This is a genomic window from Stutzerimonas stutzeri (genome assembly GCF_000219605.1).
In the GTDB taxonomy this organism is placed as follows: Bacteria; Pseudomonadota; Gammaproteobacteria; order Pseudomonadales; family Pseudomonadaceae; genus Stutzerimonas; species Stutzerimonas stutzeri.
Window position 1 is genome coordinate 1,374,418 of sequence record NC_015740.1, and the last position, 18,621, is coordinate 1,393,038.

The window sequence follows — 18,621 nt, forward strand, 5'->3', positions numbered from 1 at the left end:
CTCCCGATGACCCCCAGCCAACTCCTGCTCGAAGGCGTCGAACTCATGCTGTTCGGCATCGGTTTCGTCTTCGCATTCCTCGTTCTGTTGATCCTTTGCATTCGCCTGATGTCGTATCTGACCGGTCGCTTCGTAAGTGCACCGGCGCCTCAGGCTGCGCCTGCACCGCATGCAGGTGCTGAAACAGACGCGGACATTCTTGCAGCCATCCAGGCCGCGATTCATCAACACCGCGCGCGCCGCGGTTGACTCTGGAAAGGGAGTTCCTTCCATGACAGTTGCTAAAAAGCCGCTCGGTATCACCGATGTGGTGCTGCGTGATGCCCATCAGTCCATTCTGGCCACCCGCGTCCGGCTAGAGGACATGTTGCCTATAGCCGCCAAGCTCGATCAGGTCGGGTTCTGGTCGGTTGAGAGCTGGGGTGGAGCGACGTTCGATGCCTGTATCCGCTACCTCGGCGAGGATCCGTGGGAGCGCATCCGTGAGTTGAAGAAAGCCATGCCCTATACACGCCAGCAAATGCTGTTGCGTGGGCAGAACCTGCTGGGCTATCGCCACTATGCCGACGATGTCGTGGAGAAGTTTGTCGAGCGCGCTGCGGTCAACGGCGTCGACGTGTTCCGCGTGTTCGATGCGATGAACGATCCGCGTAATCTGGAAACGGCACTGCGTGCGGTGAAACAGCACGGCAAGCACGCCCAGGGCACCATTTCCTACACCACCAGCCCGGTGCACACCCTGGAGATGTGGGTCGATCTGGCGAAGCAGATCGAAGACATGGGCGCCGACTCGGTGGCGATCAAGGACATGGCCGGCATCCTCACCCCCTATACGGCGTTCGAACTGGTCTCGCGCCTGAAGGCCAGCCTGGCTATCCCGATCCATATGCAGTGCCACGCCACTGCCGGTTTGTCCTCGGTGTCTATTCTCAAGGCGGTGGAAGCCGGTATCGATAATGTCGACACTGCCATCTCCTCGCTGTCGATGACTTATGGTCATTCGCCGACCGAGTCGGTGGTGGCCATGTTCCAGGGTACCGAGCGCGACACCGGGCTGGACCTGGAGCTGCTGGAAGAGATTGCCGCCTACTTTCGAGAGGTGCGCAAGAAATATGCGAAGTTCGAGGGCAACCTCAAAGGCGTCGATTCGCGCATCCTGGTCGCCCAGGTGCCGGGCGGCATGCTCACCAACATGGAAAGCCAGCTCAAGGAGCAGGGCGCCCAGGACAAGTTCGATCAGGTGCTGGCTGAGATTCCGCGCGTGCGCGAGGATCTGGGCTTCATCCCGCTGGTAACCCCGACCTCGCAGATCGTTGGCACCCAGGCGGTGATCAACGTGCTCACCGGTGAGCGCTACAAGTCCATCACCAAGGAAACTGCCGGTGTGCTCAAGGGTGAGTACGGCGCAGCGCCTGCTCCTTTCAACGCCGAATTGCAGGCGCGCGTGCTCGACGGCGCAGAGGTCATCACTCGCCGTCCCGCGGATCTTTTGCAGCCGGAGATGCAGCGGTTGACGGCCGAGCTCGAAGGGTTGGCCCGCGAGAAGAACATCAAGTTGGCCGAGGATGTCATCGATGATGTCCTGACCTATGCATTGTTCCCGCAGATTGGTCTTAAGTTCCTCGAGAATCGCGGCAATCCCTCGGCGTTCGAGCCGGCACCCACCGGCAGCGAGCTGCCGGCGCGCGAGCCGGGCAAGCCCGAGGTGTACACCGTCGAGGTCAATGGCAAGTCGTTCGTCGTGCAGGTCAACGAGGGGGGCGACATCGAAGGCATCAAGCCGCTCGGTGCGGGTCCTGCGACCAGCGCCGTCAGTGCCGGTTCGACTGCAGCAGCCGTTCCGGCTGGTGGCGAGCCGCAGGCAGCACCGCTGGCCGGCAACATATTCAAGGTATTGGTGCAGCCTGGGCAGCTCGTTCAGGAGGGTGACCTGGTGGTGATTCTCGAGGCCATGAAAATGGAAACCGAGATCCGTGCGTTCAAGGCCGGTACCGTTGCCTCGGTCAACGTCAAGGTTGGCGACGCGGTTTCGGTCGGCGACAGCTTATTGAGCATCGCTTAAGGGGAGTCGCATGGATAAGTTGCTCAAGCTGTGGCAGGGAACCGGTCTTTATCACCTCGAGCCCGGGCAGGCGCTGATGATCCTCGTCTGCCTGGGGCTGATCTATTTGGCGATCCGCAAGGGTTTTGAGCCGCTGTTGCTGATTCCGATCGGTTTCGGCGGCATCCTGGCGAACATCCCGGTGGCGAACATGGGTGAGGGAGCTGGCATCCTGCACCTGTTCTATGAGGTCGGCCTGCCGACCAGCGTGTTTCCGCTGCTGATCTTCATGGGTGTCGGAGCAATGACCGATTTCGGTCCGATGCTGGCCAATCCGAAGACGCTGTTGCTCGGGGCGGCAGCCCAGTTCGGTATCTTCGCCACCCTGCTCGGTGCGCTGGCGCTGACTGCGCTGGGAATCCCAGGAGTGGAGTTCACGCTGCGTGAGGCGGCCTCCATCGCGATCATCGGCGGTGCGGACGGCCCGACGTCGATCTTCGTGACCTCCAAGCTTGCGCCTGAACTGTTGGGGCCGATTGCCGTGGCGGCTTATTCCTACATGGCGCTGGTTCCGCTGATACAACCTCCGATCATGCGTGCGCTGACCACCAAGGAAGAGCGTGCCATCGTCATGATGCAGCTGCGCCATGTCAGCCAGGCGGAGAAAATCGTTTTTCCGTTGGTCCTCTGCATTCTGGTTGGCTTGTTGCTGCCGGATGCGGCGCCCCTGGTGGGCATGTTCGCTTTCGGCAACCTGCTGCGCGAATGCGGCGTTGTGGATCGTCTGGCCGATACGTCGCGCAACGCGCTGATCAATATCGTCACCATTGCGCTGGGCCTGACGGTCGGTTCGAAGCTGTCGTCCGAGGCGTTTCTGCAAATGAAGACGCTGGGGATTCTGGTCTTGGGGATGGTGGCCTTCTGTGGCGGTACGGCGGCGGGCATTTTCATGGCCAAGGTGATGAATCGCTTCAGCCAGAACAAAATCAACCCGCTCATCGGTTCCGCCGGTGTGTCGGCCGTGCCGATGGCGGCGCGCGTTTCGAATAAGGTTGGTCTGGAGGCTAATCCGCAGAACTTCCTGTTGATGCATGCCATGGGGCCAAACGTGGCGGGCGTCATTGGCTCTGCGGTAGCCGCAGGCGTGCTTCTAAACTTCGTCGGCTAGCGCCGCATGTCCTGTCTTCCTCCCTCAGGCGGCCTCTTTCTGAGGTGCGTCTGAGGTGACCTTGTTCACCTTTTTCCCTTCCGATCAAGCAAGTCGAATGGTCAGTGTCCGCCCGATGCGCGGTCGCTGATGGCGGCGCCTGCGTCAGTGCTTTTCACCGGGCATTGCCATCATGCAAGTGGTGGCTTCGTGCCAAGCGGCTTGGTTGGCTGGGGGCAGGCAGATAGAAGGGGGGCGGCGGGGAAGGTGCTGGCCAGGTGAGGCCGTGGATGCATGGACAGGGGCCTGTCACGCCCCTGTCCAGCTGCTGTCAGTCTTCCTTGGCGAGCTCGGTATCCTGAGCGATCAGCGCGATCAAGGCGTTCTGCTGTCGGTGAGCCAGCTGACGGAAACGCTGGAGCAGCTCTCGTTCATGCAGTGACAGCTCAGGACTGTCCAAACGCATGCTCAGATCGTCGTCCAGAGCGCCTTCCTGCAGCAGGCTTTGCTCCAGGCGGGCGATGATTTCCGAGTTCATGCTGCGGTGATGATTACGCGCTACCTCAGCGATGCGTTCGCGCATGCCATCGGGAAGCCGAACCACGAATTTGTCAGCCGTGCGGCTGGAATAAACTGCCTGTTTCATAGGGCGCATAATTAAGGTTCTTCGCGGACTCTGGGGGAAGAGCGAGTTGACAGTCAGGGAAGCAGGTAAATTGGCAGTCGCCAAACACACCCTTCACCTGTCCCTGCTGTCGCCGTGCATCCTATTGATCTTGCCTCGTTCTGGCCAGGCTATGACGCCGTTGCCTGCCGTTCATCCGCCAACAACTCCCTTCTGATTGAGCTCGAGCCTCAAGCCGGTTCAGTGCCCAGGTGCGGGCGTTGTGGTCAGCTCAGTCCGTTGATTCACGAGCGCCGAATTCGTCTGGTGCGCGATCGTGATCTGTTCGATCAGCGCGTCTTGCTTCAACTACCCGTGCGCCGAGTCGATTGCCTGAACTGTGGTCGGGTGACCGAGCGGATCGACTGGCTGGAGCCTGCATCTCGCCTGACCCGGCGGTTACAGGTCTGGCTCGAAAGCTTGCTGCGGCTGCTGCCGATCAGCCACGTCAGCCAGCTCACCGGCCTGCACTGGCACACCCTCAAGACGCTCGACAAGCGCCGCCTGCAAGCCGAGGTAGGCACCTTCTATTCAAGCGGTGTCCGCCGCCTGGTGATGGACGAGTTCGCCCTGCACAAGGGGCATCGCTATGCCACGGTCATCATGGACGCCGAGCGAACACGGGTGCTGTGGGTCGGCCACGGCAACAGCCGTGAGGCGATCCGCCCGTTCTTTGAATTGCTCGGCGAGCACTGCCAGCAGATTGAGGCGGTGGCCATGGACATGAACACGGCTTTCGACCTGGAGGTGAAGAAGCATTGCCCGCAGGCCGAAGTGGTGTACGACCTGTTTCACGTCGTCGCGCGCTACGGTCGGGATGTGATCGACCGAATCCGGGTCGACCAGGCCAACCTTCTGCGCGAAGACAAGCCGGCACGAAAGGCGGTCAAGCAGAGTCGTTGGCTGCTGCTGCGCAACCGCGACAACCTGAAGGACGGACAGGCCGTGCAGTTACAGGAGCTGCTTGCTGCCAACCAGCCGTTGGCTACGGTCTATGTGCTCAAGGATGCGCTGAAGGATGTTTGGTACGCCCCCAGCGTACGAGAGGGTTGGCGACGCTGGCGAACCTGGCTGCGACATGCTCGCGAGAGCGACCTCGCGCCGCTGCAACGCTTCGCTCGCAACCTGCGCAAATACGCGCGAGGCATCCTTGCCAGTGCTCACTTCCACATGCATACCAGCGTCCTTGAGGGTGTTAACAACCGCATCAAGGTAATCAAGCGCATGGCCTATGGATTCCGGGACTCGGAGTACTTCTTCCTGAAAATCAAGGCCGCCTTCCCCGGGAAAGCGCGATGAACCATAATTAACCGGTTAGTCAGGTGGGCGTGCTGGCGTATTGCCGGGGTAGTCACCGGTCTGACAACCACCAGTACTCGCTGTTCCGTCGACCAAGGGAAAAAAAAGAAGACGGCTTCATGGCGCCAATTGTACGACGAATCGGTGATTAGTAAAGTGGTTGTGCTATCAAAGTGCCTTTACTGTGATGCAGTCCATTTTCCACAGCGGGGATGAATCAACGCAGTACCGGATCGAACTTTATTTTGCGCCCAATCATCAGGGCTATCAGGAACAGCGTCCCAAAGACTCCGATGCCCGCCTTGCAAGCGGCAGCTAGCGCTCCCGGCTCCTGTATTTCTGCGAATGCGCCATACACACAGGCCGCGGTGAGCAGTAGGCAAGTCAATGCGAACTTGGACATGAATATCTCCTTTGCGGAACGATCCGCTCAAAATCCAATCCCTTAAAAGACCCAGCGTTGCGGCTGAGCCAATATGCTGCCCTGGGTGGCGCTCAGGGTCGTGATCTGGGCCTTTTCAGCGAACTGCACGCGCTGAGTGCGGATTCCACACCATCCGGCCACCCAGTCCACGCTCATCTGGCCAGGCATTCCACGGCCATCTGGCCACCTGTTCCACGGCCATCCGGCCGGGCAGTCGGAGCGCAGCGACGCAGGGGTTGCATTGTTAGTCTGAGGTGCCCGGTGTCGTCAATTTCTTCGTCTGTTTGCGCATCGATTCGCCCTTGAGGTTGATCCGATAAGCGTTGTGCACCAGGCGGTCGAGGATGGCATCGGCCAGGGTCGGATCGCCGATCAGTTCGTGCCAGTTGTCCACGGGCATTTGGCTGGTCACGAGGGTCGAGCGCTGGCCGTAGCGGTCGTCCAGTAGCTCCAGCATGTCACGGCGCTGTTCAACGGTGAACGGGGCCAGACCCCAGTCATCAAGGATCAGCAGGTCGGTCTTGGCATAGCCGCTCATCAGCTTGGCGAAGCGCCCGTCGCCGTGGGCTAGGCCCAACTCTTCCAGCAGGCGTGGCAAGCGCAGGTAACGCACGCTGTAACCCTCTCGGCAGGCCTGGTGGGCCAGGGCGCAGGCCAGCCAGGTTTTACCCACGCCGGTGGGGCCGCCGATGATCAGGTTGAGGCCGTCGCGTAGCCACTGGCCGCCGCTCAGTTGCAGGATCAGCGCCTTATCCAGCCCGCGCGGGCTGCGGTAGTCGATGTCTTCGAGGCAGGCGTTGTGCTTGAGCCGGGCCTGGCGCAGGCGGCTGCTGAGGCGCTTGTCGTCGCGTTCGGTCAGTTCGCGGTCGACCAACAGGCCGAGGCGTTCCTCGAAGCTCAGGCTGTTGATGTCGGGGGTTTTCAGTTGCTCGGCGAGTGCCTTGAGCATGCCGGTCAGGCGCAGGGTCTGGAGCTTGTCCAGGGTCGGATGGGGCAGCATGGTGGGATTCCTTGGGGTCAGTGGTAGTAGGCGGGGCCGCGCAGGTTGGCGTGGTCGTCCGGCAGCAGGGGCAGGTTGGCTTGAGCCAACGGCAGGTTTTCCAGCCCCTGGCGCAGGATCGATTCGAGGCTCTTGTAGCTGCACGCGCCGAGGCTGAGGGCGCGACGGCAGGCCAACTCCAAGCGCACTTCGCCATGGGTCTTGCCCAGGCGCAGGATGCCCAGGCAGGCCCGGTAGCCCTGCTGCGGATGGATGCGCCGTTCGAGGATGTGCCGGATCACGCCGGCCGTGTTCGGCCCGGTCTGCTCGGCCCAGCGGATCAGCCGCTGCGGCGTCCACTCGGCATGCTCGCGATGGCTCTTGGGCATGTGCTCGGCCTGCGTGCTGTGCCTGCCCTTGTGCATTGAGCGAAGGTGACTGGCCACCCGCTGATTGGCGTGGAAGCACTCCACCGTGCGCGCTGTCAGGCGTACTTCCAGTTGTTTCTTCACCAGTTGGTACGGCACCGAGTAGTAGTGCCCATCGACCTCGACGTGGTAGTCGATGTGCACCCGCGCCTTCTTCCACTCGGCGTAGACGTAGGGTTGCTCCGGCAGGGGGCGCAGCGCCGGACGATCCAGAGCTTCGAAGGCCGACTGCCGGGAGCCCGGCAGCTTGCGAAACGGTCGTCGGTTGAGCCGCTCCAGCAATAAGGCGATGGCGCTGTTGAGTTCATCCAGGGAGAAGAACTGCCGATTCCTCAGCGCGGCGAGGATCCAGCGCTCGACCACCTGCACGCCGACCTCGGCCTTGGCCTTGTCGCGCGGTTTACGCGCCCGCGCCGGCACCACCGCCACGCCATAGTGCTCGGCCAGATCGCGGTAGCTCGGGTTGATGTCCGGCTCGTAGCGATGGCTCTTACTCACCGCGCTGCGCAGGTTGTCCGGCACCACGATCTCCGGCACGCCGCCGAGGAAGGCAAAGCAGCGGGTATGCGAGCCCAGCCAGTCCGGCAGCTGCTGCGACCAGGTGGCTTCGGCGAAGGTGTAGCTGGACGCACCGAGCACCGCGACGAACACCTGCGCCTGGCGGATCTCGCCGCTGTGGCGGTCGATCACCGGCACCGTCTGCCCGGCGTAGTCGACGAACAACTTCTCGCCGACGCGGTGCTCCTGGCGCATCACCACGTCCAGCTTGCCCTGCCAGGCCCGGTAGTGCTCGCAGAACCAGCTGTACTGAAAGCCTTTCGGCTGGCTCAGGCGATACTCCTGCCAGAGCAGCGCCAAGGTCACGCCCGGCCGGCGTAGCTCGGCATGCACCCAAGACCAATCAGGCAGTGGCCGCTGCTCGCTGGGCACTGCCGGCGCCGGTGGGAACAGCTGCTGTTCCAGCTCGGAATCGGACAACGAACAGGGCCAACTGAGGCCGCTGGCGGCAAAGCGGTTGAGGTAATCGCCGACGGTGACACGACCGATCTGCACGCTGACCGCAATCTGGCGAGCCGATAGCCCGACCTCGAACTTGAGACGAAGTACTTCGCGAATCTTACGCATGGATAAACGCTCCACGACGACCTCTCTGCTTCGAAAAAGAGGTCGATGGTAGTGAAGAAATCCTGCGTAGCTGCCTACCCGGTTGGGTGGCCGGATGGCCGTGGAATCAGTGGTCGGATACGCGTGGAATGGGTGGCCGGATCACCGTGGAATCGGTGGTCAGATGCTCATGGAATGGGTGGCCAGATGACCGTGGAATCCGCAGGAAGCGCAGCCCGCACATGGTCATATCCAGCTTTTCATCGACCACCAGGTGGCGGAGTTCGACTTCCGTCTGAATGGTTCCGATCGGGAGCTTGGCGGCCAGTTCATAAACCTGGCCTGTCTGCAGATTACCCTGATTGCCTTTGATGCTCAGTTTGCAGCCCGTTGCGGAGATATCGAGCAGGCGGCCTTCCAATGCATTTCGTACCGCTGCGCCGCCTAGCTGGGCGGTGACGGCAAGCTCCTTCAGCTGCGCGCGATAAGCGTTGCGGCGCTGATGATAGGTCAGTTCGGCAGGGGTAGGGATCCAGTAGCAACGTGCCCCGTCTATTTCTCCAAGATGCACGTCTTGCTGGCTTGTCCAGAAGATGCGTGCGCCTTCGTAGAAGCCTTCGACGTGAACGGCTTCGCCCTGCAGGAGCAGTCTCTCGCCATCGTTGGGGATAAGCTCGTCGAGGGCGATCCAGCCGGTTTCGCGGTTCATCTCGACCAGATAACTCTGGTATCGCTGGCTGCGCTCGTGGAAGCGCAGTGTCAGGGGAATATTGTTATCCAGCAGGGGACGCAGATTGGCGTAGATCTCTAGCGGTGCCGTCAGTACCTTGGGCGGTTGCGGGCCCTCGTCACCAAAAAATGAGTTAGACACGGTCCGGTGTTCTCCGGCGCATTGTTATCACCATCGCGTGGCGTCCTTGTAGCGGTCTATCGTCAGGCTTGGCTGAGAGGTCGTTGCTGCTTGCTCTTGGACGCTCCGCCTCGATTGTCATACAGGTCGGGAGTATCGTCCTTGCCCTGGAGTATGTGCAGCATGCTACCCAAGGCGCTCTGGTTGGCGCGTATCAGCCGGCCATTGCGCTCGTTGGCGCTACGGCAGCTTTCCAGCTCGGCTTCGAGCGTGCGGGCTTGTTCGAGAATGGTCTCGCCGCTCGGTGAGCCACTGACTGCGGCCTGCAGGCCATTGCGATCAGGTGTCAGTTGTTGTCCGGTCAGCCACTGACTGCGCTGGGCGCCATGCTGGCCGAGCAGTGCCAGCAAAGGCTGCTTTTTTGTCAGGATCGCTTCAAGCCCAGCAAGATCACGGTTGCCCAGAGCAGCAAACTCCTCATCGATAAGCTCAAGGAGTTGATGTGCAATGCCGATATCTTCGGTTAGCTGCTCAAGCAGGGCTGTTTCGTGCATTTCGGTCTCTGGGCTTGCTCGCGTTAGTCGGGCTCAGGCTCAGCGTTGCGTCTCGAACGCCAGCAGCTTGGCTGCTACGCGCTGGTTGTCGACTTTATAAGAGCCGTCTGCAATCGCTGCTTTCAGTTTTTCTACGCGCTCTTGGTCTACAGCGGGTTGATCAGCCAATTTGTCGGCCGCTTGCTGCAGGCGTTGAGCTTCAGGGCTCAGTTGAACGGTGTCGCTGGCATTGCCGCTGACGGTGCTGGTTTTCGTTGCTTCGCTTGCCGGCCCTTGCTGCGGGTTGGCTGCGCGCTCGCTACCTTGCACACCGTTGCGCCCGCTGGGGGCATTCAGTGGGCTGTTGGGCCGATTGAAGTCGATGACCATGATGCAAACCTCGAAGGAATCAGGACGCTTGCCATGTGTTCGGCAACAGTGATGGAAACTTTAGCGTTTTTTTCCTGGGTACACATCGGAAAACTGTTGAATCCCGGTCACATCGCGACCTCCACCTGGCCGGGGCCGGTTACTCTGGCCTTGATCGTGCGGCCCGAACGCTGATTCTTGACAGGAATCTGCTTGCCCGGAGCGCCATCAGCCATTGCCTCGCCGGGCATGCGTACGCTGATCGAACCCGTCTTGGCGGTGATGACGACCTGATCCCCCTTGCGGACAACCTTGGCCATCGCCAGCTGATTGGGTGTGATCACCTGATCGGGTTGCACCGGGCGGGTAAGCTTGTTGCCCAGGGCCTCGTCCATTCGGGTCAAATAGCCTTGATTGAGCGCCGACACATCCCGCTCGGCGAGGCTGACATCCGCTTGGCTCAGCACCGTGTCGCGTAGAAGGGATCTGTTTGCGACGATCACCTCGCGATACAGGCGCACCTGCGCCGGTACGAAAACCGACCACGGGCTGCTGCCTTCGCAACTTACCCTTACCGTGACACGTCCAACGGGAGCGGTGGTTCCGCCAAGGCTGGCGGCGAGCGGCTGATCGCAAGGGTTGAGGCGCAGCCTAGGGTCCAATCGATTGACGCTGATCTCATGCCGGGCGGTGATTGCGCTGCGGATCAAATACTCGCCAACCGTGCGCTCAAGAAACTGCTCGGTCACGTCGATAAGCTGTTCAGGATGTGACATGGTTGACGCGTGGGCGAGTGAGCCCGTCGCGCAAAGTACTAGTAGCAGCGCAATCCGGCACAGCGCCAGATCGGCGCGTCGGAAAATGGTCATAAGGACGTTCATATCCCAACCAAAGCAAGGGGCGTGCCGCGTCTGAATCGTTCGGCCCCGTAATCTGCAAGCAGAGAGGAACTGGCATGGCCGGTGTATTGGATTCGGTTAACCAGCGTACCCAATTGGTGGGACAGAACCGTCTGGAGCTGTTGCTGTTTCGCCTCGATGGCGAGCAGCTCTATGGCATCAACGTTTTCAAGGTGCGGGAAGTGCTGCAGTGCCCGCGCCTGACGATCATGCCCAAGTGTGGTCGAGTGGTTCGTGGTGTGGCCAGCATCCGCGGTAGCACGCTGCCGATCCTGGATCTTTCGCTAGCGACCGGTAAGTCGGCGCTGATGAATCTTGAAAATTCGTTCGCAGTAATCACCGAATACAACAACAGGACGCTGGGTTTTCTGGTGAGTTCTGTCGAGCGGATCGTCAATCTGAACTGGGAGGCCATTCTGCCTCCTCCGCGCGGTGCTGGGCGCGATCATTACCTGACCGCTGTGACGCACATCGACAACAAGCTGGTGGAAATCATCGATGTCGAGAAGGTGCTGGCGGAAGTTGCGCCTACCTCGGAAGAGGTTTCGCCGGAAGTGGTGGACGACGATACTCGCGCCAAGGCGCTGTCGTGTCGCGTCCTGGTTGTGGATGACTCGTCGGTGGCGCGCAAGCAGATTACCCGCTGCCTGGAGAACATTGGTATCGAGGTCATCAAGCTCAACGACGGCCGCGAGGCACTCAATTACCTGAAGCGGATGGCCGACGAGGGCAAGAATCCGGCGGAAGAGTTTCTGATGATGATTTCCGATATTGAAATGCCGGAAATGGATGGCTATACCCTGACTACCGAGGTGCGACACGATCCGCGCATGCATGCAATGCATATACTCCTGCATACTTCCCTTTCCGGTGTGTTCAACCAGAACATGGTGAAGCGAGCGGGGGCGGATGATTTCCTCGCCAAGTTCCAGCCTGATGATCTTGCTGCTCGGGTGGCCGAGCGGATCAGGCAGGCGGATGCAAACTGAGGCTAGCTCCTCTCATGATGGTGAGGCTTTATTGGTGTCAGTCGATCTGGATTTCGAGCAGTTCCGGGTATTTCTTGAAAAGACATGCGGCATCCTGCTGGGCAGCAACAAGCAGTATCTGGTATCCAGCCGCCTGAACAAGCTGATGGAACAGCAGGGCATCAAGACGCTTGGTGATCTGGTCAGAAAGATTCAGGCGCAGCCACGCAGCGGTTTGCGCGAAGCGGTTGTCGACGCGATGACGACCAACGAAACGCTGTGGTTCCGTGATACCTATCCGTTCGAGGTGCTGAAGAGTCGCGTGCTGCCAGAGATGCTCAAGGCCGGTTCCGGGCAGCGTCTGCGTATCTGGTCGGCGGCCTGCTCGTCCGGGCAGGAGCCTTATTCGCTGTCCATGGCGATCGACGAGTACGAGCGCAGCAATCCGAGTCAGCCAAAGACGGGCATCCAGATCGTCGCAACGGAGCTGTCCGGGGCAATGCTGGCTGCGTCCAAGGCGGCGGAGTACGACAGCCTGGCGATTGCCCGTGGGTTGTCATCGGATCGCCTGCAGCGCTACTTCGATGTCAAGGCGCCGGGTCGGTGGGCGGTCAAGCCCGCCATCCGATCGCGAGTCGAGTTCAGGGTGCAGAACCTGCTGGATAGCTATGCGGCACTGGGCAAGTTCGACATCGTGTTCTGTCGTAACGTGCTGATCTATTTCTCCGCCGATGTGAAGAAGGACATCCTCAAGCGTATTCACGCGACGTTGCGACCAGGTGGCTATCTCTTCCTTGGCGCGTCCGAAGCGCTCAATGGTCTTCCCGAGCTGTACCAGATGATTCAGTGCAGCCCAGGCATCATCTACAAGGCCAAGTGAGCCTCACTTGGCGGCAGAAAACCGTCATGCAAGGTGGCGGTCTGCGGCAATAAAGCGGTAATGGCTTGCCGCTTTTGACGCGACCGGCGATACCGCCAGGTTGAAAGTCCTTTAAAATCATTGATTTGTGTTTGATGGCATGAGCTTTGCTGGAGTATGCGCAAGCAGACTTGTATCCGGCAGAGGGCCAGACATGAGCATCAGTTTCGACAAGGCACTTGGCATCCACGAAAAGGCGCTGGGCTTTCGCTCCCAGCGTGCAGAGGTGCTGGCCAACAACATCGCCAACGCCGATACCCCCAACTACAAGGCCCGTGATCTGGATTTCAGCAGCGTGCTCGCCGAGCAATCTGCTCGTAGCCAGGGCGGCTTCGGCGTCGCCCGGACCAGTGAAAGGCACATTGCCGCCGAGGGGCTGGAGATCGCTGATGCCTCGCTGCGCTTTCGCACGCCGGCGCATCCGTCCCTCGATCAGAACACCGTCGATCTGCAGATCGAGCAATCCAACTACGCGAAGAACGCTGTGGACTTCCAGGCGAGCTTCACCCTGCTCAATAGCAAGTTCAAAGGGCTGATGAGCGCCCTGCGCGGCGAATAAAGGAGTGTCTCATGTCTCTTAGCAGCGTTTTCAACATTGCCGGCAGCGGCATGAGTGCCCAGAGCACTCGGCTGAACACCATTTCCAGCAACATCGCCAACGCCGAGACCGTTTCGTCAAGCGTCGATCAGACCTACCGGGCGCGTCATCCGGTATTCGCCACGGTCTTCCAACAGGCCAACGGTCAGCCCGACCAGTCGCTGTTCGCCGGTCAGGACCAGGCCGGGGTTGGTGTTCAGGTGCTGGGTGTAGTCGAGGACCAGAGCGAGCTGCAGGCCCGCTACGAGCCCAATCATCCCGCTGCCGACGAGGCCGGTTACGTCTATTACCCGAACGTCAACGTGGTGGAAGAGATGGCTGACATGATCTCGGCCAGTCGTGCCTTCCAGACCAACGCCGAGCTGATGAACACGGCCAAGACCATGTTGCAGAAAGTGCTGACGCTGGGTCAGTGATAGTTACGAGAGCGCAATTATGAGCACTACGAACGGCGTCGGTGGAACCGGCTCGATACTGGATCAGTACCAGTTCGGCGAAAAGCGCGAAGCCAAGGGTAACGACCTCGGCAAGAACGAGTTTCTTGAGTTGCTGGTGGCCCAGTTGAACAACCAGAACCCGTTGGAGCCGCAGGAAAACGGCGAGTTCATCGGTCAGCTGGCGCAGTTCAGCACCGTGGAAGGCGTCGAGAAGCTCAACTCGAGCATGCAGACGATCCTGTCCGGCTACCAATCGTCCCAGGCGCTGCAGGCCTCGTCGCTGGTAGGGCGCAAGGTCATCGTGCCGACTGACAAGGCAGTGGTCGATACCAGCGAAACCTTCAAGGCGAGCCTGGTATTGCCGACCTCCAGCAGCAACGTATTCGTGAATATCTACGACAGCACGGGTGCTTCGGTCGGGCGCGTGAACATGGGCCAGCAGCAAGCCGGCAACGTGTCCTTCATGTGGGACGGCAAAGATGCCAGTGGCAATGTCTTGCCGCCTGGTACCTATCGCTTCGAGGCGCAGGCTACCTATCAGGGCGAAACCAAAGGGCTTTACACCTTGCTGCCGGCGAACGTCGACAGCGTCACGCTTGGGCAGAACGGCGGGGAGCTGATGCTCAACCTTGCCGGTATCGGCAGCATCGGCCTCTCCCAGGTCCAGATCATCGGACAATAACCGCCGGCACCTCGGCAAAGGAGTAATTCCATGTCCTTCAATATCGGTCTGAGCGGCCTGCGTGCCGCGAGCAAGGACCTCAACGTCACTGGTAACAACATCGCCAACGCCGGCACCGTGGGCTTCAAGCAATCGCGCGCGGAGTTTTCCGACGTCTACGCGGCGTCCGTCCTCGGCACGGGCAAGAACCCGCAGGGCAGCGGCGTGCTGATGTCCAACATCTCCCAGCAGTTCAACCAGGGCAACATCAACTACACCCAGAACGCGCTGGACCTGGCCATCAACGGCAACGGCTTTTTCCAGGTTTCCAATAACGGTGCGGTGAGCTACACCCGCGCCGGTTACTTCGGTACGGATCGCGAAGGCTTTCTGGTCGACAACTTCGGCTACAAGCTGCAGGGTTTTCCGGTGGACAACAACGGCAACCTGCAAAATGGCGTCGTTGGCAACCTGCAGGTCCAGACGACCAACCAGGCGCCGAAAGCTACCAGCAAGATCGATACGGCGTTTAACTTGAACTCGACGCAGAAATCGCCGGCGACGTGGCAGGCTGCTTTCAATAACTCAGCTTTAACCGCTCTGCGGGCCCAAACGGGAAGCATGGCGCTATCCGGCACCCAGATAAATGATGTTGCGTTCGACCCCGTTGCATGGCAGTCGAACCTGTTATCAGCTGCGCCGGGGGCAAGCGATTTTTTCCTTTCAAAATTGAAAGGTGTGTATAGCGAGCCAAGCAGGACGCCATTTGAAGATGATTTGGGAAATCTTGTTGATTCCACCGGATACGAAACCGCCATCAAGGCGGCAATTCGGTCGGCAATGAGTGCCGCAGATGCAGCAGTCCTTGCCGACTCCGCTGCGGTTGCTGCAGTTGAAGATACTGCGCTTCGTGATGCGGCGTTGACTTTTAATCCGGCTGATCCGACCACCTATAATAGTTCTACCTCTCTTAACATCTACGATTCGCAGGGCAACGCCCATGTTATGACGCAATATTTCGTCAAGACAGGAGCCAATACTTGGGACATGAAGGTGCTCATCGACGGTCGAAACCCCGCGAATCCCGGAGAGCAGCCGCCGACCCCCTACGTGATGGGGCTGGAGTTCGATTCCTCGGGAGCACTGAAGTCCATCGGAACTGGCGACTCTGCGTTGTTCAGTGTTTCGGCGGATAACAAAATCACACTTCGTAGCGCATCTTCAGTCGGAAGTAACGATGGTTGGGTTCCCGCGATTTCCAACGGTGCCACTCCGGCGACCTGGTCCGCCAATGGAGCATTGGCCAATCCGGGCGGCATCGTGCTGGACTTTTCCAAGTCGTCGCAGTACGCCAGTGCCTTCGCCGTGAACAGCGTCGCGCAGGACGGTTACACCACCGGCGAGCTGGCCGGCCTGGAGATCGACGATACCGGCGTGATCTTCGCGCGGTATACCAACGGGCAGTCGAAAGTGCAGGGGCAGATCATCCTGGCCAACTTCGCCAACGTCCAGGGCCTGACTCCCGTGGGCAAGACCCAGTGGGTACAGTCGTTCGAATCAGGCGAACCGGTAGTGGGTACACCTGGCTCCGGAACGCTCGGTGCGCTCCAGGCTGGAGCGCTGGAAGACTCCAACGTCGAGTTGTCGGACCAGCTGGTCAATCTGATCGTTGCGCAGCGCAACTACCAGGCCAACGCCAAGACCATCGAGACCGAAAGCGCGATCACCCAGACGATCATCAATCTGCGTTGATAGGTACGGCAGCGGAAGATTGCCGCCGACGGCAGTATTCCGCCGCTCTTGCCAGAGGAGGCCCTTCGGGGCCTTCTTGCTTTTCGAAAAACCTATCAGAATCAAGCAGTTGAATGATGCTGTCCGGAGTGGCATGCGTCTTGCATTTTTGCTCATCAACAGAATCGCTAGTGTCAAACTCGCGTCTCGGAGAAGTCGATGGACAAGATGCTCTACGTGGCCATGACCGGTGCCAGCCAGAACGCGCGGGCCCAGCAGGCTCATGCCAACAATCTGGCGAACATTTCCACTACCGGTTTTCGCCGTGACTTCGAGCAGGCCCGCTCGATGCAGGTTTTCGGCGACAGCCATCCGGCGCGCGTCTATGCAATGTCGGAGCGTCCGGGCACCGATTTTACTCCGGGGACCTTGCAGGAGACCGGTCGGGATCTGGATGTGGCCGTCGAAGGGCAGGGCTGGATCGCCGTGCAGGCTCCGGATGGGAGCGAGGCTTATGTCCGTACCGGCAGCCTGAATATTGACGTGCTGGGCATGTTGCGCACCGCCGATGGCATGCCGGTGATGGGCAATGGCGGGCCGATCGCCATTCCGCCGGAGGAAAAGGTGGATGTCGGCCATGACGGCACCATCAGCATCCGCGCCTTGGGTGAGGATCCGAACATCGTGGTTACCGTGGACCGCATCAAGCTGGTCAATCCCGATCCGCAACAGCTGGAAAAGGGAACCGATGGCCTGATCCGACTCAAGAGTGGCCAGCCGGTAGAGGCGGACGGGAACGTACGGGTCGTGTCGGGCTTTCTCGAAACGAGCAACGTGAACGCGGTTTCCGAAATGACTTCCATCCTGGCGCTGTCCCGCCAGTTCGAACTGCACGTAAAGATGATGCGCACCGCCGAAGATGATGCGGCTGCCATGGCGCGCGTACTGCAACTCAGCTAATAGCGTAGCGCCGGCGGCGCACGAGGAGAAAGCTCATGCTTCCAGCACTTTGGGTCAGCAAGACGGGTTTGTCCGCTCAGGACATGAACCTGACGACCATTTCCAACAACCTGGCCAACGTGTCCACCACCGGCTTCAAGAAGGACCGTGCCGAGTTTCAGGACCTGCTCTATCAGATTCGCCGCCAGCCCGGTGGTCAGTCCAGCCAGGACAGCGAGTTGCCCTCCGGCCTGCAGCTGGGTACCGGTGTGCGAGTGACCGGCACGCAGAAGATTTTTACCACCGGCAGCCTGCAAACCACCGAGCAACCGCTGGACATGGCCATCAATGGACGTGGTTTCTTTCAGGTATTGCTACCCGATGGCACTGTTTCCTACACCCGCGACGGTAGCTTCCATCTGAGTTCGGACGGCCAGTTGGTGACCTCCAATGGCTATGCGCTGGAGCCCGCCATCGTTGTTCCGCCGGAAACCCAGACCTTCACCGTTGGTGAGGATGGCACCGTCTCGGTGACCACCGTGGGCAATCCGCAGCCGCAGATCATTGGCAACATCCAGACCGCCGACTTCATCAATCCGGCCGGTCTGCAAGCCATGGGCAGCAACCTGTTCCTCGAGACCGCTGCCAGCGGCGCGCCGCAGGTCAGCACGCCGGGGCTCAATGGTCTGGGCACCGTGCTGCAGAACACCCTGGAAAACTCCAACGTCAGCGTCGTTGAGGAGCTGGTGAACATGATCACCACTCAGCGCGCCTACGAGATGAATTCCAAGGTCATTTCCACCGCGGACCAGATGCTGTCGTTCGTGACGCAGCAGCTCTGATCGCGGGTTCGCCGTTGTTTGCGGGTAGGCACCATGTCCCCCCGCTGTAGTTTCGATGGCCTGTCATGGCTTGAGGTGTTTATGAGCCGTTTGTTGATTGTTGTTTCGATGTCTTCTGCCCTGGCGCTGGTCGGATGTGTTGCTCCTGCGCCGAAACCGAACGATCCGTACTACGCGCCGGTGCTGCCACGCACACCGTTGCCGGCTGCGCAGAACAATGGCGCGATCTACCAGGCGGGCTTTGAAACCAACCTCTACGACGACCGCAAGGCTCATCGGGTTGGTGACATCATCACCATTACCCTCAACGAGCGGACCCAGGCCAGCAAGAACGCGACGTCGAAACTCTCGAAGGACAGCAGCGCGAACATAGGTCTCGGCTCGCTGTTTGGCGGCGCGGTGTCCATGGCCAACCCTCTGACCGGCAACTCGATGAACCTGGGAGCCGAGTACGAGGCGTCGCGCGACACCTCCGGCTCTGGCCAGGCAGGGCAGAGCAACAGCCTGTCCGGCTCCATTACTGTCACCGTTTCCGAAGTGCTGCCTAACGGCATCCTTGCCGTGCGCGGCGAGAAGTGGATGACGCTCAATACCGGTGACGAACTGGTGCGTATCGCAGGTCTGGTTCGCGCGGACGATATCTCCACCGACAACACCGTGCCGTCCACCCGTATTGCCGATGCGCGCATCACCTACTCGGGCACCGGCGCCTTTGCCGATGCCAGCCAGCCGGGCTGGCTCGACCGTTTCTTCATGAGCCCGATGTGGCCCTTCTGACCGGAGCTGATG

Annotated in this window: 21 protein-coding genes; 13 read left to right on the forward strand and 8 right to left on the reverse strand. The window is 60.2% G+C overall.

From position 1 onward, the window contains the following. The first annotated feature begins 6 nt into the window (after nt 1-6). From PSTAB_RS06575 to PSTAB_RS06585, 3 genes are read left to right on the forward strand one after another with little or no spacing between them, the layout of a single operon-like run. Nucleotides 7-249 carry an OadG family protein gene (locus PSTAB_RS06575; protein WP_013982214.1) on the forward strand — a complete coding sequence of 81 codons (243 nt, stop codon included), beginning with the start codon at nt 7-9 and terminating at the stop codon, nt 247-249. A gap of 22 nt (nt 250-271) precedes the next feature. Then, on the forward strand, nt 272-2,062 hold the full coding sequence (gene oadA, locus PSTAB_RS06580) for a sodium-extruding oxaloacetate decarboxylase subunit alpha (protein ID WP_013982215.1): 1,791 nt from the start codon (nt 272-274) through the stop codon (nt 2,060-2,062). Nucleotides 2,063-2,072: 10 nt separating this feature from the next. After that, nucleotides 2,073-3,209, forward strand: coding sequence for a sodium ion-translocating decarboxylase subunit beta (locus PSTAB_RS06585; protein WP_013982216.1), 1,137 nt, complete (start codon nt 2,073-2,075; stop codon nt 3,207-3,209). A 310-nt stretch (nt 3,210-3,519) separates the two neighbouring features. Here the strand turns inward: PSTAB_RS06585 and PSTAB_RS06590 are convergent, their stop codons facing one another. Beyond that, nucleotides 3,520-3,843, reverse strand: a complete 324-nt coding sequence (locus PSTAB_RS06590; protein ID WP_013982217.1) for an Arc family DNA-binding protein — start codon at nt 3,841-3,843, stop codon at nt 3,520-3,522. Nucleotides 3,844-3,948: 105 nt separating this feature from the next. Here PSTAB_RS06590 and PSTAB_RS06595 point away from each other — a divergent pair, with 105 nt between their 5' ends. Further along, nucleotides 3,949-5,151, forward strand: coding sequence for an ISL3 family transposase (locus tag PSTAB_RS06595; protein WP_013982218.1), 1,203 nt, complete (start codon nt 3,949-3,951; stop codon nt 5,149-5,151). A 217-nt stretch (nt 5,152-5,368) separates the two neighbouring features. On the opposite strand, the gene PSTAB_RS06600 is transcribed toward PSTAB_RS06595, so the two are convergent. The 7 genes from PSTAB_RS06600 to flgA form a co-directional block, all read right to left on the reverse strand. Then, on the reverse strand, nt 5,369-5,554 hold the full coding sequence (locus tag PSTAB_RS06600; RefSeq protein WP_013982219.1) for a PA3371 family protein: 186 nt from the start codon (nt 5,552-5,554) through the stop codon (nt 5,369-5,371). Nucleotides 5,555-5,819: 265 nt separating this feature from the next. Then, nucleotides 5,820-6,575, reverse strand: coding sequence for an IS21-like element helper ATPase IstB (gene istB, locus PSTAB_RS06605; protein ID WP_013981287.1), 756 nt, complete (start codon nt 6,573-6,575; stop codon nt 5,820-5,822). Nucleotides 6,576-6,592: 17 nt separating this feature from the next. Then, complete coding sequence (istA, locus tag PSTAB_RS06610) at nt 6,593-8,107, reverse strand: IS21 family transposase (protein WP_013981288.1); 1,515 nt, start codon at nt 8,105-8,107, stop codon at nt 6,593-6,595. 106 nt (nt 8,108-8,213) lie between these two features. Next, a complete protein-coding gene (locus PSTAB_RS06615) occupies nt 8,214-8,957 on the reverse strand; it encodes a flagellar brake protein (protein WP_013982221.1) in 744 nt (247 codons plus the stop codon). A 62-nt stretch (nt 8,958-9,019) separates the two neighbouring features. Continuing rightward, nucleotides 9,020-9,490 (reverse strand): flagella synthesis protein FlgN, encoded by a 471-nt coding sequence (locus PSTAB_RS06620; RefSeq protein ID WP_041771675.1) that lies wholly within the window; start codon nt 9,488-9,490, stop codon nt 9,020-9,022. Nucleotides 9,491-9,529: 39 nt separating this feature from the next. Then, a complete protein-coding gene (gene flgM, locus PSTAB_RS06625) occupies nt 9,530-9,859 on the reverse strand; it encodes a flagellar biosynthesis anti-sigma factor FlgM (RefSeq protein ID WP_013982224.1) in 330 nt (109 codons plus the stop codon). A gap of 107 nt (nt 9,860-9,966) precedes the next feature. Further along, nucleotides 9,967-10,707, reverse strand: coding sequence for a flagellar basal body P-ring formation chaperone FlgA (flgA, locus tag PSTAB_RS06630; RefSeq protein WP_041771677.1), 741 nt, complete (start codon nt 10,705-10,707; stop codon nt 9,967-9,969). 86 nt (nt 10,708-10,793) lie between these two features. Between flgA and PSTAB_RS06635 the strand changes: the two genes are divergently transcribed. The 9 genes from PSTAB_RS06635 to flgH all read left to right on the forward strand — a co-directional run bounded on the left by PSTAB_RS06635 (nt 10,794) and on the right by flgH (nt 18,609). Continuing rightward, nucleotides 10,794-11,726 (forward strand): chemotaxis protein CheV, encoded by a 933-nt coding sequence (locus PSTAB_RS06635; RefSeq protein WP_013982226.1) that lies wholly within the window; start codon nt 10,794-10,796, stop codon nt 11,724-11,726. Then, the gene (gene cheR / locus PSTAB_RS06640) at nt 11,716-12,585 is read left to right on the forward strand and encodes a protein-glutamate O-methyltransferase CheR (protein WP_386416351.1); all 870 of its coding nucleotides are present in this window, start codon (nt 11,716-11,718) and stop codon (nt 12,583-12,585) included. The genes PSTAB_RS06635 and cheR overlap by 11 nt, the downstream gene beginning before the upstream one ends. A gap of 193 nt (nt 12,586-12,778) precedes the next feature. Beyond that, nucleotides 12,779-13,183: a flagellar basal body rod protein FlgB gene (gene flgB, locus PSTAB_RS06645; RefSeq protein ID WP_013982228.1), complete on the forward strand. Its 405-nt coding sequence runs from the start codon at nt 12,779-12,781 to the stop codon at nt 13,181-13,183. Nucleotides 13,184-13,194: 11 nt separating this feature from the next. Beyond that, on the forward strand, nt 13,195-13,638 hold the full coding sequence (flgC, locus tag PSTAB_RS06650; protein WP_013982229.1) for a flagellar basal body rod protein FlgC: 444 nt from the start codon (nt 13,195-13,197) through the stop codon (nt 13,636-13,638). Nucleotides 13,639-13,657: 19 nt separating this feature from the next. After that, nucleotides 13,658-14,341 (forward strand): flagellar hook assembly protein FlgD, encoded by a 684-nt coding sequence (gene flgD / locus PSTAB_RS06655; protein WP_013982230.1) that lies wholly within the window; start codon nt 13,658-13,660, stop codon nt 14,339-14,341. 30 nt (nt 14,342-14,371) lie between these two features. Continuing rightward, nucleotides 14,372-16,072 carry a flagellar hook protein FlgE gene (locus tag PSTAB_RS06660; RefSeq protein WP_013982231.1) on the forward strand — a complete coding sequence of 567 codons (1,701 nt, stop codon included), beginning with the start codon at nt 14,372-14,374 and terminating at the stop codon, nt 16,070-16,072. A 198-nt stretch (nt 16,073-16,270) separates the two neighbouring features. Further along, complete coding sequence (gene flgF, locus PSTAB_RS06665) at nt 16,271-17,011, forward strand: flagellar basal-body rod protein FlgF (RefSeq protein WP_013982232.1); 741 nt, start codon at nt 16,271-16,273, stop codon at nt 17,009-17,011. 35 nt (nt 17,012-17,046) lie between these two features. Further along, nucleotides 17,047-17,832, forward strand: a complete 786-nt coding sequence (gene flgG, locus PSTAB_RS06670; RefSeq protein WP_013982233.1) for a flagellar basal-body rod protein FlgG — start codon at nt 17,047-17,049, stop codon at nt 17,830-17,832. Nucleotides 17,833-17,913: 81 nt separating this feature from the next. Continuing rightward, the gene (gene flgH / locus PSTAB_RS06675; protein ID WP_013982234.1) at nt 17,914-18,609 is read left to right on the forward strand and encodes a flagellar basal body L-ring protein FlgH; all 696 of its coding nucleotides are present in this window, start codon (nt 17,914-17,916) and stop codon (nt 18,607-18,609) included. Nucleotides 18,610-18,621: the final 12 nt, after the last annotated feature.

Bases quoted from the DNA above. Each gene is read 5' to 3' on its own strand.
- PSTAB_RS06575 (WP_013982214.1), top strand. From the start codon at position 7: ATGACCCCCAGCCAACTCCTGCTCGAAGGCGTCGAACTCATGCTGTTC.
- oadA (WP_013982215.1), top strand. From the start codon at position 272: ATGACAGTTGCTAAAAAGCCGCTCGGTATCACCGATGTGGTGCTGCGT.
- PSTAB_RS06585 (WP_013982216.1), top strand. From the start codon at position 2,073: ATGGATAAGTTGCTCAAGCTGTGGCAGGGAACCGGTCTTTATCACCTC.
- PSTAB_RS06590 (WP_013982217.1), bottom strand. From the start codon at position 3,843: ATGCGCCCTATGAAACAGGCAGTTTATTCCAGCCGCACGGCTGACAAA.
- PSTAB_RS06600 (WP_013982219.1), bottom strand. From the start codon at position 5,554: ATGTCCAAGTTCGCATTGACTTGCCTACTGCTCACCGCGGCCTGTGTG.
- istB (WP_013981287.1), bottom strand. From the start codon at position 6,575: ATGCTGCCCCATCCGACCCTGGACAAGCTCCAGACCCTGCGCCTGACC.
- istA (WP_013981288.1), bottom strand. From the start codon at position 8,107: ATGCGTAAGATTCGCGAAGTACTTCGTCTCAAGTTCGAGGTCGGGCTA.
- PSTAB_RS06620 (WP_041771675.1), bottom strand. From the start codon at position 9,490: ATGCACGAAACAGCCCTGCTTGAGCAGCTAACCGAAGATATCGGCATT.
- flgM (WP_013982224.1), bottom strand. From the start codon at position 9,859: ATGGTCATCGACTTCAATCGGCCCAACAGCCCACTGAATGCCCCCAGC.
- flgA (WP_041771677.1), bottom strand. From the start codon at position 10,707: ATGACCATTTTCCGACGCGCCGATCTGGCGCTGTGCCGGATTGCGCTG.
- PSTAB_RS06635 (WP_013982226.1), top strand. From the start codon at position 10,794: ATGGCCGGTGTATTGGATTCGGTTAACCAGCGTACCCAATTGGTGGGA.
- cheR (WP_386416351.1), top strand. From the start codon at position 11,716: ATGCAAACTGAGGCTAGCTCCTCTCATGATGGTGAGGCTTTATTGGTG.
- flgB (WP_013982228.1), top strand. From the start codon at position 12,779: ATGAGCATCAGTTTCGACAAGGCACTTGGCATCCACGAAAAGGCGCTG.
- flgC (WP_013982229.1), top strand. From the start codon at position 13,195: ATGTCTCTTAGCAGCGTTTTCAACATTGCCGGCAGCGGCATGAGTGCC.
- flgD (WP_013982230.1), top strand. From the start codon at position 13,658: ATGAGCACTACGAACGGCGTCGGTGGAACCGGCTCGATACTGGATCAG.
- PSTAB_RS06660 (WP_013982231.1), top strand. From the start codon at position 14,372: ATGTCCTTCAATATCGGTCTGAGCGGCCTGCGTGCCGCGAGCAAGGAC.
- flgF (WP_013982232.1), top strand. From the start codon at position 16,271: ATGGACAAGATGCTCTACGTGGCCATGACCGGTGCCAGCCAGAACGCG.
- flgG (WP_013982233.1), top strand. From the start codon at position 17,047: ATGCTTCCAGCACTTTGGGTCAGCAAGACGGGTTTGTCCGCTCAGGAC.
- flgH (WP_013982234.1), top strand. From the start codon at position 17,914: ATGAGCCGTTTGTTGATTGTTGTTTCGATGTCTTCTGCCCTGGCGCTG.